This is a genomic window from Pseudomonas sp. IPO3778 (assembly GCF_013386825.1).
Taxonomy (GTDB): domain Bacteria; phylum Pseudomonadota; class Gammaproteobacteria; order Pseudomonadales; family Pseudomonadaceae; genus Aquipseudomonas.
Genome location: NZ_JACARC010000078.1, coordinates 58,648 through 75,699, shown reverse-complemented (window position 1 = coordinate 75,699; position 17,052 = coordinate 58,648). Strand labels below are relative to the sequence as shown.

Genomic DNA, 17,052 nt, shown 5'->3' with positions numbered 1-17,052 from the left:
CAGCAACGGATATGTACCCCATCTGATCCCAAAAAAACCCCACCGCACCCGTTCAGCAAACGGCATGGCGCTTCAAACCGCGCAGCAACAACTCCAGCCCTTGCAACGCTTCTTCCAGTCGCTCACCCGGGTGTTCGTCCCGGGCGATCCACAGTGACGCGCTCACCAGGCTGCCATTGATCAGCCTCGCCAATGCCTGGCTGCATGCGTGTTCGATCAGCCCGGCTTGCATCAGCTCATCAAGCAACCGGCCCAGCGAGTCCACACATTGCTGCTGGTCGGTTGCCCCCAGCACCGCCGGCGCATCCTGCAGCACGATGCGCTGGATCTCGGCATCCTGAGCCATACGCAAATAGACCCGGCACCGCTCGCAAAATCCATCCCAAGGATTCTCGGCCCGCTCGGAGATACGGTGCAGGCTCGCGTCCATTTCACCGTCGAGCTGGGCAACCACCGCCGCCAGCAAGCCTTTCTTGTCGCCAAAATGATGGTACAACGCACCCCGGGTCAGGCCCGCGCGGGCGGTGAAATCGTCCATCGACGTCTGGGCGTAGCCGTGTGTGGCGAAGGCCTGGCGAGCGCTGGCGATCAGGCGGGCGCGGGTGTCTTCGATCATGTCGGCGCGGGCTCGGCTCATGGGTAAGGCTCACAATAGGTGATTGACATACGACGCGTATGTTACGCATGATTTGTCACATACGCACCGTATGTATTTTGCCCCGATAACACCAGATAGCAAGTTCCAGGGCGCTCAGGAAGAGGTTACACACCATGGCAAACCCCTACGCCGAGCTGTTCCAGGCGCCAGGTTCCAGGGCTTTTGTATGGGCGGGCATGCTCGCCCGCATGCCGATCTCCATGACCGGGATCGGCTTGATCACCATGCTGTCGCAAGTGCACGGCGGCTATGGACTGGCAGGCGCCGTGACCGCCACCTTCGCCCTGGCCACCGCGTTTTGTGCGCCTCAGGTTTCGCGGTTGGTGGACCGCTATGGTCAGGGCCGGGTGTTGCCGGTGGCCGCGTCAATCGGCGGCGGCGCGCTGTTGCTGCTGTTGCTCTGCACCCGCGTGCAGGCGCCGACCTGGACGCTGTTCGTCTTTGCCGCCCTGGCCGGCTGCATGCCCAACATGTCGGCCATGGTGCGGGCGCGCTGGACCGAGTTGTATCGCGGCCAACCCAAACTGCAAACCGCATTTGCCCTGGAGTCGGTGCTCGATGAGGTGGTGTTCATTATTGGCCCGCCGGTGTCGGTGGGCTTGTGCGTGCTGCTGTTCCCCGAAGCGGGGCCATTGATTGCGGCGCTGTTCCTGGCGGTGGGGGTCACTGCTTTCGTGCTGCAACGCCAGACCGAGCCACCGGTGCATGAACACCATGCCGGTCACGGCCGTTGGCTGATCGCCTCGCCCTCGGTGTTGATCCTGATGGTGTTGCTGATGGCCATGGGCGTCATCGTCGGCGTGGTGGATGTGGTCAGCGTCGCCTTCGCCCAGCATCAGGGCCAGCCGGCTGCCGCGAGCATTGTGCTGTCGGTGTACGCCATCGGTTCATGCCTGGCCGGGCTGGCGTTTGGTGCCCTCAAGTTGAAAGCCCCGTTGCCGCGCCAGTTCCTGTACTGCGGCGTGGCGACGGCGATCACTACGCTGCCGTTGTTGCTGGTGACGAACATTCCCGGGTTGGCGGCGGCGATCTTCATCTCTGGCCTGTTCTTCGCGCCGACGCTGATCGTGTCCATGGCCCTGGTGGAGCAAATCGTCCCGCCGAGCCGCCTGACCGAAGGCATGACCTGGCTGATCACCGGCCTGAGCATCGGCGTGGCCATTGGTGCTGCCAGCTCTGGCTGGATGATCGACCATTTCGGCGCCCCCAGCGGGTTCTGGGTGGCGCTCGCGGCGGGGGCGGTGGTGCTGGGGGCGGCGGTGTCGGGGTATCGGCGGTTGGGGTGATTACCCCGTTACCAATGCGCCGCGATGTTGCAGAAACGCGTTCAGCGCCTGGCGCGTGAGATCGTTCAGCGTGACTTTTTGCCGAGTCGCCTCGAGGGCCGCGGCCAAATGGAGGTCATGGCCGACGCGGACGTTGAACGAGCCCTTGCAGGGTTTTTCCGGTGTTTGGCCAAGGGCCTGGCAGGTCTCGATGTAGTCGTCCACGGCGCTGCAAAAGGCGGCGTCCAGTTCGGCAACGGTTTTCCCTTCGTAGCTGACCAGTGCCTTGATGAACAGCAGTTTTCCGAACAGGCAATTGTCTTCGATGCTGGCTTCGATGGAGCCGATGTAGCCTTTGTGTTTCAGCTGGTTGTTCACTGAATCAGTTCTCCTGATTTCAATTGTTCGATGATCTGGCGCCGAATGTAGTGTTTCAGTTCGTTGCCGGGGTGAGGCTTGTGCAGGGTGATCATTGCACTGGGGTCGCCCCTGTCGAACCTGACCCGGCTACCCGCCCCTTCGATTTGCGTGTATCCCAGGCGCCGCAGCAGTGTGACGAGTTCGGGCCAGGTAAAGGCCGATTGCTCATTGAGCAGTTTGGCCAGCAGCTTTTCATTTTTCGACACGGCGATCCTTGCCTGTAACTAAATGTAGTTGCAATTGATGGGTTGCGTCAATGATAGGACAGCCTCGCCGAGCCACGCGGCGTTTGATGTAACCCTTGATGACACCGTTGCCTGCGCTCCAAATCCCCCGCTAATTTTTCCCCTCCGGATTCGTTTTATAGGGACGACGTGCCTTTGTGCTTCCTGCCTATTGCCCCGGATCCCAAGAAATGAACGCTGAAGACTCCTTGAAACTTGCTCGCCGGTTTATCGGGTTGCCCCTGGAAAAACGCCAGATGTTCCTCCAGGCGCTACACAAGGAAGGGGTGGATTTTTCCCGGTTTCCGATTCCGGCAGGGGTGGAGGCCGAGGACGGCCAGGCGCTGTCTTACGCGCAGCAGCGGATGTGGTTTTTGTGGCAACTGGATCCGGCCAGTGGCGCCTATAACCTGCCGGGCGCTGTGCGGCTCAAGGGCGCGTTGAGCCTGCCGGCGATTGAGCAGGCGTTCGCCAGTCTCGTAGCCCGTCATGAAACCTTGCGCACGGTGTTTCAGCGCCAGGCGGATGAGCGCCTGTTGCAAGTGGCCGCTCAGTCGCCGCTGACCATTGAGCAATCGGACCTCAGCACCCTGGCACCCGCCGAGCGTGAGCAGGCAGTAATGCAGGCCGCCACCCGCCAGTCGTTGTTGCCCTTCGACCTGGCCAATGGCCCGTTGCTCAGGGTGCAATTGCTCAAACTGGCCGAGCAGGAACACGTGCTGCTGCTGACCTTGCACCACATCGTCTCCGACGGCTGGTCGATGAACGTGCTGATTGATGAGTTCATTCGTTTCTACGATGCCCATGAGCGCAATGAGCCGCCGCAACTGCCGGCCCTGCCGATCCAGTACAGCGACTACGCCCTGTGGCAGCGCCGCTGGCTGGAAGCGGGGGAGCAGGCCCGCCAGCTGGAATACTGGCAGGCGCGCCTGGGGGATGAGCACCCGGTGCTGGAACTGCCCATCGACCATCCACGTCCGGCGATGCCCAGCTACCAGGGCACCCGGCATGATTTTGCGATTGACCCGGCGCTGGCTGCACAGTTGCGCAGTTGCGCGCAAAAACACAATGTCACCTTGTTCATGCTGCTGCTCGGTGCCTTCAATGTGCTGCTGCACCGCTACACCGGGCAGGGCGATATTCGGGTTGGCGTGCCGATTGCCAACCGTAATCGCAGCGAAGTCGAAGGGCTGATCGGCTTCTTCGTCAACACCCAGGTGCTGCGCACCGAGCTGACCGGGCAAACCCGCGTCGACCAACTGTTGCAGGGCATCAAGGAGCACGCGCTGGGCGCCCAGGCTCACCAGGAACTGCCATTCGAGCGCTTGGTAGAAGCCTTGAAAGTCGAGCGCAGCCTGAGCCACACGCCGCTGTTCCAGGTGATGTACAACCATCAGCCGCAAGTAGCAGACATTGCGGCGGTCAACACCGCTTCCGGGCTTGAGCTGTCCCTGGTGCAATGGCAAGGCCGCACTACCCAGTTCGACCTGAGCCTGGACACCTTCGAAAAGTCCGGCACCCTGCACGCCGCGCTGACCTACGCCAACGACCTGTTCGATGCCGTTACCATTGAACGCATGGCGGGGCATTGGCTCAGCCTGTTGCAGGCGATGGTCGCCGATGGCAGCCAGCGCATCGGTGAATTGCCGATGCTTGCCGCCGATGAACAGCGCGTGCGGGTGCGGGACTGGAACCAGACCCTTGAGGCGTACCCGAACGAACGTGGCATTCACCACCTGATCGAAGACCAGGTACACCGCACGCCACACGCCACTGCGCTGGTGTTCGGTGCAACGCAGTTGACCTACCGTCAACTCGACAGTCGTGCCAATCAGTTGGCCCATGCCTTGCGCGAGAAAGGCGTTGGTCCCGATGTGCTGGTGGGGATCTGCATCGAGCGCTCCCTCGAAATGGTGGTCGGCTTGCTGGCGATTCTCAAGGCCGGTGGCGCCTACGTGCCACTGGACCCGGAATACCCCCGCGACCGCCTGGCCTACATGATCGAAGACAGCGGTATCGAGCTGCTGCTCAGCCAGCAAAGCCTGCTGGACACCTTGCCGGTCGACGGCATCAACGTGATTGCCCTCGATCAGGCTCAAGGTTGGCTCGACGGCTACAGCCGCGAGCCGCTGGCCGTCAACGTGCACGCATTGAACCTCGCCTATGTGATCTACACCTCCGGCTCCACCGGCAAACCCAAAGGCGCCGGCAACAGCCATCGTGCGTTGGTCAACCGCCTGTGCTGGATGCAGCAAGCCTATGGCCTGGACGCCAGCGACGCGGTGTTGCAGAAAACCCCGTTCAGCTTTGACGTGTCGGTGTGGGAGTTCTTCTGGCCGCTGATGAGCGGTGCACGGCTGGTGGTCGCAGCACCCGGCGCACATCGCGAGCCCGCACGCCTGATCGAGGTCATTGGCGAACACGCCATCACCACGCTGCACTTCGTGCCGTCGATGCTCCAGGCATTTATTCATGAGCCGGGTGTGCAGGCCTGCGCGAGCCTCAAGCGCATCGTGTGCAGCGGCGAAGCGTTGGCGCTGGATGCGCAGTTGCAGGTGTTCGCCAAACTGCCCGGCGCCGGGTTGTACAACCTCTATGGGCCGACTGAAGCGGCCATCGACGTCACCCACTGGACCTGCATCGATGAGGGTGCCGACAGCGTGCCGATTGGCCGGCCTATTGCCAACCTGGGCACCTATGTCCTGGACGCGCAACTCAACCCGGTACCCGCCGGTGTCGCCGGTGAGCTTTATCTCGGCGGCACCGGGCTGGCCCGCAGTTACCACCGCCGCCCGGCGTTGACCGCCGAGCGTTTTGTGCCGTGCCCGTTCAATGACGGCGCGCGGCTGTACCGCACCGGCGACCGGGTGCGCCAGCGCGTCGACGGTGTGATCGAATACCTCGGCCGCCTCGACCACCAGGTCAAGCTGCGCGGCCTGCGTATCGAGCTGGGTGAAATTGAGACCCGCCTGATGCAACACCCGCTGGTGCGCGAAGCGGTGGTGCTGGTGCAGGGCGGCAAGCAACTGGTTGCCTACCTGGTGCTGGAGGGCGACGAGCCAGCCACCCCTTGGCAACCGGAGTTGAAAGCGTGGCTGTTGAACAGCCTGCCGGAATACATGGTGCCCACCCACCTCATGCCGCTGGCGAAGCTGCCAGTGACCGCCAACGGCAAGCTCGACCGCAAGGCCCTGCCGTTGCCCGACGCTGCGCCGCAGCAAGCATTCGTGGCGCCACAGGATGGGCTGCAAAAAGCCTTGGCGGCGATCTGGGAAGACGTGCTTGGCCTTGAGCGCGTCGGCCTTGAAGACAACTTTTTCGAGCTGGGCGGCGACTCGATCATCTCCATCCAGGTGGTCAGCCGTGCGCGGCAGGCCGGCATCCGCGTCAGCCCGCGTGACCTGTTCCAGTACCAGACCGTGCGCAGCCTGGCGCTGGCCGCCACCCTCGACCATCGCTCGGCAGTGGATCAGGGCCCGGTAACCGGTGAAGCGGTGCTCGGGCCGATCCAGCAGCATTTCTTCAGCCGCAGGATGCCGGTGCGCGAACACTGGAACCAATCGCTGCTGCTGGCCCCGCGTGAGGCCTTGAATGCACAGTGGCTCGCTACAGCGCTGACGCACATCATCAATCACCACGATGCCTTGCGCCTGCGGTTTACCGAAAGCACCGAGGGCTGGCAGCAAAGCCACGATGCGCCGGTGGCAAGCGCTGATCTGTGGCTGCGGGATGCTGAGTCTGCTGAGCACTTGGATGCCTTGTGCAACGAGGCGCAGCGCAGCCTTGACCTGCAAAACGGCCCGCTGTTGCGAGCGTTGCTGGTCACGCTGGCCGATGGCAGCCAGCGTCTGGCGCTGATCGTTCACCACTTGGTGGTCGATGGGGTGTCCTGGCGTGTATTACTGGAAGACCTGCAACAGGCTTACGAACAGCTGGCGGCAGGCGGCGGCATCGAGCTGGCGCCGAAAACCAGTGCGTTCCAGGGCTGGACTGCGCGGCTCGAACAGCAAGCGCAACGCTTCGATGAGCAACTGACGTACTGGAAAACCCAGCATCAGGATGGGAAGGACCTGCCGTGCGAACGACCTGACGCCAGCCTGCAAAATCTGCAGGGTGAAAAAATCGAATGGCGACTCGACGCCGAGCGCACGCGCCAGTTGCTGCAACAGGCGCCCGCTGCGTATCGCACGCAGGTCAATGACCTGCTGCTCACCGCGTTGGCACGCACCATCAGTCGCTGGAGCGGCCAGTCGGGCACGCTGATCGAGCTCGAGGGCCATGGTCGCGAAGACCTGTTCGATGACATCGACCTGAGCCGCACCGTGGGTTGGTTCACCAGCCTGTTCCCGGTCAACCTCACCGCCCGCGATGATCTCGACGGTTCGATCAAGTCGATCAAGGAGCAACTGCGTGCGGTGCCGGACAAAGGCTTGGGCTACGGCGTGCTGCGTCACTTGGCGGCTCCCGCGGTGCGCGCCGAGCTGGCCGCACTGGCACCACCGCGGATCACCTTCAACTACCTGGGCCAGTTCGACCGCCAGTTCGACGAGGCGGCCTTGTTTGTCCCGGCTGCCGAAACCAGTGGCGTGGCCCAGGACCTGGGGGCGCCCCTGGCCAACTGGCTGACGGTTGAAGGCCAGGTCTATGGCGGCGAACTGTCGATGAGCTGGGGCTTCAGCCGCGAGATGTTCGACAGCGCGACCGTGCAGCACCTGGTGGACCACTACGCCAGCGAGCTGCACGGGCTGATCGAACACTGCTGCAGCTTGCCGGCCGCCCAAGCCACACCGTCGGACTTCCCGCTGGCGCGGGTGACCCAGGCGCAACTGGATGCGCTGCCGGTGCCGGCCGGTCAGCTCGACGACCTCTATCCACTGTCGCCCATGCAGCAAGGGTTGTTGTTCCATACCCTGTACGAGCAGGCGGCGGGGGAGTACATCAACCAGTTGCGTATCGACGTGCAAGGCCTGGACCCCGAGCGTTTCCGTGCGGCCTGGCAGGCCACCGTCGACGCGCAGGACATCCTGCGCAGCGGTTTCGTCTGGCAGGGCGAACTGGCGCAACCGTTGCAGATGGTGCACAAACAGGTGCAATTGCCGTTCGCCACACTGGACTGGCGTGCCCGCGACGATCAACCGGCGGCCCTCGCGGCGCTGGCCGATGCCGAACGTGCACAAGGTTTTGACCTGGCGTGTGCGCCCCTGCTGCGCCTGGTGCTGGTGCAGACCGGCAGTGATCAATGGCATCTGATTTACACCCACCACCACATCCTGATGGACGGCTGGAGCAACTCGCAGTTGCTCGGCGAAGTATTGCAGCGCTATAGCGGCCGCACACCGGCCAATGCCGGTGGCCGCTATCGCGATTACATCGCTTGGCTGCAACGCCAGGACGGCCAACTGAGCCAGGACTTCTGGAACGAACAACTGGCCCCGCTGCAAGCGCCGACCCGGCTGGCCCGCGCCGCCACCGCTGGCGAGCGCCAGAGCGGTCACGGCGACCATTACCTGACGCTGGACGCGCAACGCACCCAGGTGCTGGAAGCGTTTGCCCGCCAGCAGAAAATTACCGTCAACACCCTGGTGCAAGCCGCGTGGCTGCTGTTGCTGCAACGCTATACCGGGCACGAAGCCGTGGCGTTCGGTGCGACGGTGGCCGGACGCCCGGCGGACTTGCCCGGCATCGAGCAACAGGTCGGCCTGTTCATCAACACCTTGCCCGTGATTGGCGCACCGCGTCCCGATCAAAACGTTGGCCAATGGTTGCAAGCGGTGCAGGCGCAGAACCTCAGCCTGCGTGACTTCGAACACACACCGCTGGCGGATATCCAGCGTTGGGCCGGGCAGGGCGGTGAAGCGTTGTTCGACAACATCCTGGTGTTCGAAAACTATCCGGTTGCCCAGGCGCTGGGCCAGGCCGGGCAAGGCCTGGTGTTCGGCGATGTGGGCAACCTGGAGCAGACCCACTATGCGCTGAGCGTGGCGGTGACCCTCGGCCAACAGTTAGCGTTGCATTACAGCTTCGACCGCGGCCACTTCGCAATCGAGGTCATCGAAGGCATCAGTGCGAATCTGCTGCAAGTGCTTGAGCAGTTTGCCGAGTCGGCTGAACGCAACCTGGGTGAAATCGCCCTGGCAAGCCGCGACGAACACGCCCGCCAGCGCGCCGAGAACCACCCGCAGCCATACCCGGTGGACATCGGCGTGCATCAGCGCATTGCCACCCTCGCCGCCGAACGCCCGCAACGCACGGCGGTGATCTTCAACGGGCAGCACTTCAGCTACGGTGAAATCGACCGGCGCGCCAACCAACTGGCCCATGCGCTGATCGCCCGTGGTGTCGGTCCGGAAACCCGAGTGGGCGTGGCGTTGCCGCGCAGTGAGTCGGTGATCGTCGCCTTGCTGGCGGTGCTCAAGGCGGGCGGCGCTTATGTGCCACTGGACACCAGCTACCCGCGCGAACGCCTGGCCTATCTGATCGAGGATTCGGGGCTGGCGCTGCTGATCAGCGATTCGTCGGTGTCGGCGCAACTGCCGGTTGCCGAATCGGTACCGTTGCTGGAACTGGATCGTCTTGACCTGCGGGAGCAGTCGATCAAGGCGCCGGCGGTGCAACTGGACCCGAACAACCTTGCGTATGTGATCTACACCTCCGGGTCTACCGGCAATCCGAAAGGCGTCAGCGTCGCCCACGGCCCCTTGGCCATGCATTGCCAGGCCATCGGCCAGCGCTACGAAATGCGCGACAGCGACTGTGAGTTCCACTTCATGTCGTTCGCCTTCGACGGCGCCCACGAACGCTGGCTCACCAGCCTGACCCACGGCGCTTCGCTACTGATTCGCGACGACACCCTATGGACGCCGGAGCAGACCTACAACGCCATGATCGAACACGGCGTGACCGTGGTCGCGTTCCCGCCGGTGTACCTGCAACAACTGGCCGAACATGCCGAGCGCGTCGGCCACCCGCCGAAGGTGCGCATCTATTGCTTTGGCGGCGATGCGGTGCCGAACGCCAGTTTCGAGCGGGTCAAGCGCGCGCTCGATCCGGACTGCATCATCAACGGCTACGGCCCGACTGAAACCGTGGTCACTCCGCTGATCTGGAAGGCCGGTCGCGACGTGCCGTGCGGTGCCGCCTACGCGCCGATCGGCAGCCGTATCGGTGACCGCAGCGCGTATGTGCTCGACGCCGACCTGAACCTGTTGCCCCAAGGCATGGCCGGTGAGCTGTACCTGGGGGGCACGGGCCTGGCCCGTGGGTACCTCAATCGTCCGGGGCTGACCGCCGAACGTTTTGTCGCTGACCCGTTCAGCGCCGTGGGCGGCTTGCTTTACCGCACTGGCGACCTGGTGCGCCAGCGCGCCGACGGCACGTTCGACTACCTGGACCGTATCGACAATCAGGTGAAGATCCGCGGTTTCCGCATCGAGCTGGGTGAAGTCGAAGCGGCGCTGCAAGCCCTCGCTGGCGTGCGCGAAGCGGTGGTGGTGGCTCAGGAAGGCAGCGCCGGCAGCGGCAAGCGTCTGGTGGCGTACGTGGTCGGCGATTCAGCCCATGCGGACTTCACCGACGCATTGCGTGCGCAACTCCAGGCCAGCTTGCCGGCGCATATGGTTCCGGCGTATGTGCTGCGTCTGGAGCGCATGCCGCTGACGCCGAACGGCAAGCTGGACCGCAAGAACCTGCCCAAGCCGGATGTCAGTCAACTGCAACACGCCTACGTCGCTCCGCAGAGCGTGCTGGAACAGCAACTGGCGACGATCTGGCAAGACGTGCTCAAGCTTGAACAGGTGGGCATCAGCGACAACTTCTTCGAATTGGGCGGCGACTCGATCATTTCGATCCAGGTGGTCAGCCGTGCGCGGCAGGCCGGGATTCGCTTCACCCCCAAAGACCTGTTCCAGCACCAGACCATTCAGGCGCTGGCCTTGGTCGCACAGGCCGGCGAGACGGTACAGTTGATCGATCAACAACCGGCGACCGGCACCAGCGTGTTGCTGCCGATTCATCAGCAATTCTTCGCTCAGGACATTCCGGACCGTCACCACTGGAACCAGTCGGTGATGCTCAAGCCGGAGCAGGCGCTGGATGCCGGCGCGCTGGAGCAAGCGCTGCAGGCGTTGGTGGCCCATCACGACAGCTTGCGCCTGGATTTTGTCGAGCAGGTTGGCGGCTGGTCGGCCCACTACCGCGAAGGCGCGGCGCCAGTGCACGAGGCGCTCCTGTGGCCCGTGGAGGTCGCGGACCTCGCCGCCCTTGAGGCCCTGGGTGACAAGGCCCAGCGCAGCCTGCAACTGAACGGTGGCTCGCTGATCCGTGGGGTGCTGGCGAACCTGGCGGATGGCACTCAACGGTTGTTGCTGATCGTCCATCACCTGGTGGTGGATGGCGTGTCATGGCGGATTCTGTTTGAGGACCTGCAAAACGTTTACCGGCAGATCATCGCCGGTGCGGCCGTGCAATTGCCGGCCAAAACCAGTGCAGTCAAGGCCTGGGCGGCGGCGTTGCAGGACTATGCCACCACACCTGCGTTGCAGGCCGAGCTGGGGTTCTGGCAGCAACAGTTGCAGGGCGCTTCGGCAGCGTTGCCGTATGACCGTCCGAACGGCGGACAGCAACACGATCAGGTCCTGACTATTCGCAGCAAACTGGACCGGGCCCTGACCCGCCAGCTGTTGCAGGACGCCCCGGCGGCCTATCGCACCCAGGTCAACGATGTGTTGCTGACCGCGTTGGCGCGGGTGATGGTGCGCTGGACCGGTGACGACCATGCGCTGGTATTGCTTGAGGGCCACGGTCGCGAAGACCTGTTCGAGCACATCGACCTGACCCGTACCGTGGGTTGGTTCACCAGCGTGTTCCCGGCGCGGCTGTCGCCGGTTGCGGATCTCGCCGCGTCGCTGAAGCAAATCAAGGAACACCTGCGGGCGATTCCGCATAAGGGCATCGGCTTCGGCGCACTCGCGCACCTGGGCGATGAACCGGCGCGTGAGGCGCTGCAAGCGTTGCCGGTGCCGCGCCTGACCTTCAACTACCTCGGTCAGTTCGATGCCAGCTTCGATGCTGCCGACGCTGCCTTGTTCGTGCCAACCGGTGAATCCGGCGGTGAAGAAGTCAACCTGCAGGGGCCGCTCGGCAACCCGTTGGCGCTCAACAGCAAAGTGTTCGGTGGCGAGCTGGACCTGAGCTGGACCTACAGCGGCGCGATGTTTGACACCGCAACCCTCCAGCGCCTGGCCGACGACTATGTGCAAGAGCTGACGGCGCTGATCGGCCATTGCTGCGACAACGCCAACCGTGGCGTGACGCCGTCGGATTTCCCGCTGGCGCACCTGTCGCAGTCGCAACTCGATGCGCTGGCGCTCGAACCGCAAGGCATCGACGACATCTACCCGCTGTCGCCGATGCAGCAGGGCATGTTGTTCCACACCTTGCTCGAACACGGTAACGGCGACTACATCAACCAACTGCGCCTGGACATCCATGGCGTCGATCCGCAACGTTTCCGCGCGGCCTGGCAAGCGGTGGTGGATGCCCATGACATCCTGCGTACCGGGTTCTTCTGGCAGGGCGACCTGCCGCAACCGGTGCAAGTGGTACAGCGTCAGGTCGACGTGCCGTTCAGCGTGCTCGACTGGAATGGCAAGGCCGGGCTCGATGCGGCACTGCAAACCCTTGCCGATGAAGAGCGGGCACTGGGCCTGGACCTGACCTGTGCGCCGCTGATGCGCCTGGTACTGGTACGCACCGCCGCCGATCGGCATCACCTGATCTACACCAACCATCACATCCTGATGGACGGCTGGAGCAGCGCGCAGTTGCTGGGCGAAGTGTTGCAGCATTATCGCGGTGAAGCGGTTGTGCGCCCGGCCGGTCGTTATCGCGACTACATTGGCTGGTTGCAGCGCCAAGACGCGGCGGCTGCCCACGGCTATTGGCTGGCGCCACTGAATGACCTGCAAGAGCCGACGCGCCTGGCTGATGCCATCGCGCGTTCCGATGCGGGCTCGCCGAGTGTCGGTTACGGCGATCATTACCAGGTGCTGGACGCGGATCTGACCCAACGCCTGGACACCTTTGCGCGGGCCTCGAAAGTCACCGTCAACACCCTGGTGCAAGCCGCATGGCTGCTGCTGTTGCAGCGCTACACCGGCAAGGATTGTGTGGCGTTCGGCGCCACTGTCGCCGGGCGCCCGGCGGACCTGCCCGGGGTCGAAGCGCAGATTGGCCTGTTCATCAACACCCTGCCCGTGGTGGCTGCACCGCAAGCACAGCAGAGCCTGGCCAGTTGGCTGCACGCTGTGCAGGCGCAAAACCTCGCCTCGCGCGAGTTCGAACACACGCCGCTGGCAGACATACAGCGTTGGGCCGGGCAGGGCGGTGACGTGCTGTTCGACAGCCTGATGGTGTTCGAGAACTACCCGATTGGCGAAGCGCTGGAGCGTGGCGCGCCGCAAGGCCTGCGCTTCGGTGCGGTGGCCAATCAAGAGCAGACCCACTATCCGCTGACCCTGCTGGTGAACATGGGCACGCAACTGTCGGTGCATTTCAGCTACCAGTGCCACCGCTTTACGGCGGCCAGCGTGGCCCAGTTGGGCGGGCATCTGCAGCGCCTGCTGAGCCAGATGACGGAGGCGGGTGAGCGTTCGCTGAGCGAGCTGACGCTGATCGACAGCGTCCCGTGCGCCGCGCCCGGTTTCGTCACCGAGCGGTGCATTCACCAGCGTATCGCGCTTCAGGTCGCCGCCACCCCGGACGCGCTGGCGGTGACCTTCGCCGACACGCGACTGAGCTACGCCGAACTGGACGCGCAAGCCAATCGTCTGGCGCACAAGTTGATCGAACTGGGCGTCGGCCCGGAAGTGCGGGTGGGCGTGGCGATGCCGCGTTCCGGGCAGTTGCTCATCGCCTTGCTGGCGGTGCTCAAGGCCGGCGGTGCGTATGTGCCGTTGGACCCGGATTACCCGGTCGATCGCGTCGCCTACATGCTGGAAGACAGCCGTGCGCGGGTGCTGCTGACCGAGCAGGCTGTCGCTGCAACCCTGAGTGTGCCGGGCGATACCCACGTGTTGCTGCTGGACCTGCTTGCACTGCACGATTACCCGCAGGACGCGCCTCACACGGCGGTGCAACCGGACAACCTCGCCTACGTGATCTACACCTCCGGCTCCACCGGCCAGCCAAAAGGCGTGGCGATTGCCCATCGCAATGTCATGGCACTCATTGACTGGTCTGCCGGGGTCTACAGCCGCGAAGACATTCAAGGCGTACTGGCGTCGACTTCGGTGTGCTTCGACCTGTCGGTGTGGGAGCTGTTTGTGACCCTGGCCAACGGCGGCTCACTGATCATCGCGCGTAATGCGCTGGAGCTTGCGCAACTGCCGGCTCGCGATCAGGTCCGCCTGATCAATACCGTGCCGTCGGCAATTGCCGCGTTGCAGCGCGCCGGGCAGATTCCGCCGAGCGTGCGCATCATCAACCTGGCGGGCGAACCGCTCAAGCAGGGCCTGGTCGACGCGCTGTATCAGCAAGCGACGGTCGCCCACGTCTACGACCTGTACGGCCCGTCGGAAGACACCACTTATTCGACCTGGACCCGCCGCAGTGCCGGCGGTCAGGCGCGGATTGGCCGTGTCCTCGATCACAGCGCCAGCCATGTGCTCGACACCGACCTGCAACCGGTGCCGCCAGGGGTTTCGGCGGAGTTGTACCTGTCGGGCACGGGGATCACTCGTGGTTACCTGGGCCGTGCAGCGATGACCGCCGAGCGCTTTGTGCCCAATCCGTTCGTCGGCAATGGCGAACGGATGTACCGCACCGGTGACCTGGTTCGCCAGCGTGAGGAGGCCGATCTGGAGTACATGGGCCGGATCGACCATCAGGTGAAAATTCGCGGATTCCGTATCGAACTGGGTGAAATCGAAGGGCGATTGCTCGCCCAGCCGACGGTACGCGAAGCGGCGGTGCTGGCCGTCGACAGCGCGAATGGCGCCCAACTGGTGGCCTACGTGGCCGCCGCGCAACTGGACCTGTACGACGGCGATGCGCAACGGCGGTTGCGTGACGGACTAAAGACTGCCCTCAAGTCTTCGTTACCTGACTACATGATTCCTGCGCACCTGCTGTTCCTTGAGCAGTTGCCACTGACCCCCAACGGCAAGCTCGACCGCAAGGCCCTGCCCGCCGTGGATGCCAGCCAGATGCAGGCCGTGTATGTCGCACCCCACAGCGAGCTTGAGCAGCAGGTCGCGGCGATCTGGCAGCACGTGCTTGAGGTGGAGCGCATCGGCCTGAACGATCACTTCTTCGAACTGGGCGGGCACTCGCTGCTGGTGGTCAACGTGGTGTCGCGCTTGGCCCTTGAACGGGGGCTGACGCTGACCCCGCAACTGTTATTCCAGTACCCCGTCCTGAAGGATTTTGTCGCTCGACTCGATACGGGAGGCGGGGCAATCAACGAACAGAAACTGAGCAAGCTGGAAGCCCTGCTTGACGATATGGAGGAAGTCTGATGGACAAGAGTGTTGCTTTGAGGGTAGCCAAGCGCTTTATCACTCTGCCGCTGGACAAACGCAAGCTGTACCTGGAAAAGATGCTCGAAGAGGGGGTTTCTCCGGCCAACCTGCCGATCCCGGAAACACGTTCCGGGTTTGCGGCGATTCCTCTGTCGTATGCTCAGGAGCGTCAACTGTTCCTTTGGCAAATGGACCCCCACAGCACCGCCTATCACATCCCCAGCGCCTTGCGCCTCAAGGGCCGGCTGGATGTCGCGGCGCTGGAGCGCAGTTTCAATGCGGTGGCGGCGCGTCACGACAGTTTGCGCACCACCTTCGCCGAGCACGGTGAAACCTTCTGCCAGGTCATTCATCCGCAGTTGCCGTTGAGCATCCACCTGACACCGCTGGCCGAAGGCCTTGACGCGGCGGGTGAGGACGCTGCGATCAAGGCGTTCGTCGACAGCGAGACCGCGCGCCCGTTCGATCTGCAACAGGGCCCGTTGCTGCGGGTGTCGCTGCTCGAAGTGGCGCAGGACGATCATGTGTTGGTGCTGATCCAGCACCACATTATCTCCGATGGCTGGTCGATCAAGGTGTTGGTGGGCGAGCTTATCCAGCATTACGCGGCAGACACCGCCGGGCAGTCGCTGAGCCTGCCGGAACTGGCGGTGCAATACGCGGACTACGCGATCTGGCAGCGCCACTGGCTGGAAGCCGGTGAGCGTGAGCGGCAACTGGCGTATTGGGTCAACACCCTGGGCGGCGAGCAGCCGGTGCTGGGGTTGCCGCTTGATTTTCCGCGCCCGGCAATACAAAGCCTGCGCGGTGCGCGGCTCGAACTGAACCTGCCGGCGGCCCTGGGCGAAGCCCTCAAACAACTGGCCCAGCGCGAAGGCGCAAGCCTGTTCATGGTCTTGCTGGCCTCGTTCCAGGCGTTGCTGCATCGCTACAGCGGCCAGGCGCAGATTCGCGTCGGCGTGCCGACCGCCAACCGTAATCGGGTCGAGACTGAAGGGCTGATCGGTTTTTTCGTCAACACCCAGGTGCTCAATGCCGACGTAAACGGGCAACTGCCGTTCAATGATTTGCTGGCCCAGGTCAAGCAATCGGCGATGGCGGCCCAGGCGCATCAGGACTTGCCGTTCGAGCAACTGATCGAGGCCCTGCAACCGGAGCGCAGCTTGAGTCACAGCCCGGTGTTCCAGGTGATGTTCAACCATCAGGCCAGTCGTGACCCGGGCCGTAGCGCGGCGCAATTGCCGCAGTTGAGTGTCGAGGAGGTGCAGTGGGAAGGGCGCACCGCCCAGTTCGACCTGACCCTCAACACCTATGAGTCCAGCGACGGTTTTGCCGCCGAACTGACCTACGCCACCGACCTGTTCAAGCCCGAGACGGTCGAGCGTCTGGCCCGTCACTGGCAGCACTTGCTGCAGGGCATCGTCGCCGCTCCGACCCGGCGCGTAGGCGAATTGCCGTTGCTGGAACGTACCGAGCACGGCGAGCTGTTGCAGGACTGGTTGCGTGTCGCCGATCCCGCGGGGCACGCCGAATGCGTGCATCAGGACGTTGCCTTGCGTGCGCAGCAGGCGCCAGAAGCGATCGCGCTGGTCATCGGTGAAGATGTGTTGACCTACAGTGAGCTGGATAGCCGGGCCAATCAGTTGGCGCACCGGTTGATCGAAGCCGGTGTCGGCCCGGACCGGCTGGTGGGCATTGCCGTCGAGCGCAGTGCCGACATGATTGTCGGCCTGCTGGCGATCCTCAAGGCGGGCGGTGCGTATGTGCCGCTGGACCCGGCGTACCCGGAGGATCGCCTGGCCTACATGATCGAGGACAGCGGCCTGCAATTGCTGCTGACCCAGGCGCACGTGCAGAGCCGGTTGCCGATCCCGGCGGGCGTACAAACCCTGTTGCTGGATCAAGGGCCGGAAGGGCTGTCGGCGTATCCACCGGTTGCGCCGCAGGTTGCGGTCAGCGGCGAACAC

General features: G+C 63.8%; 6 protein-coding genes (1 of these 6 only partly in view). 3 read left to right on the top strand and 3 right to left on the bottom strand.

The features are described from left to right. Window positions 1-52 precede the first annotated feature (52 nt). Window positions 53-637, bottom strand: coding sequence for a TetR/AcrR family transcriptional regulator (locus HX855_RS30410; protein ID WP_177083062.1), 585 nt, complete (start codon window positions 635-637; stop codon window positions 53-55). Between the two features lie 134 nt (window positions 638-771). Between HX855_RS30410 and HX855_RS30405 the strand changes: the two genes are divergently transcribed. Further along, on the top strand, window positions 772-1,944 hold the full coding sequence (locus HX855_RS30405) for an MFS transporter (RefSeq protein WP_177083060.1): 1,173 nt from the start codon (window positions 772-774) through the stop codon (window positions 1,942-1,944). Here the strand turns inward: HX855_RS30405 and HX855_RS30400 are convergent, their stop codons facing one another. Both HX855_RS30400 and HX855_RS30395 read right to left on the bottom strand, forming a co-directional pair. Continuing rightward, the gene (locus HX855_RS30400) at window positions 1,945-2,301 is read right to left on the bottom strand and encodes a type II toxin-antitoxin system HicB family antitoxin (RefSeq protein ID WP_177083058.1); all 357 of its coding nucleotides are present in this window, start codon (window positions 2,299-2,301) and stop codon (window positions 1,945-1,947) included. It abuts the gene before it with no gap. Continuing rightward, window positions 2,298-2,549 carry a type II toxin-antitoxin system HicA family toxin gene (locus tag HX855_RS30395; protein ID WP_177083056.1) on the bottom strand — a complete coding sequence of 84 codons (252 nt, stop codon included), beginning with the start codon at window positions 2,547-2,549 and terminating at the stop codon, window positions 2,298-2,300. Before HX855_RS30395 ends, HX855_RS30400 begins: the two co-directional genes overlap by 4 nt. A 209-nt stretch (window positions 2,550-2,758) precedes the next feature. On the opposite strand from HX855_RS30395, the gene HX855_RS30390 reads away from it, so the two are divergent. Both HX855_RS30390 and HX855_RS30385 read left to right on the top strand, forming a co-directional pair. Beyond that, window positions 2,759-15,082: a non-ribosomal peptide synthetase gene (locus tag HX855_RS30390; protein WP_177083054.1), complete on the top strand. Its 12,324-nt coding sequence runs from the start codon at window positions 2,759-2,761 to the stop codon at window positions 15,080-15,082. Further along, window positions 15,082-17,052, top strand: partial view of a non-ribosomal peptide synthase/polyketide synthase gene (locus tag HX855_RS30385; RefSeq protein ID WP_177083052.1) — the beginning only. Its footprint extends 11,577 nt past the window's final position; the window shows 1,971 of its 13,548 coding nt (coding positions 1-1,971); its start codon is at window positions 15,082-15,084; its stop codon lies off the right edge, out of view. The genes HX855_RS30390 and HX855_RS30385 overlap by 1 nt, the downstream gene beginning before the upstream one ends.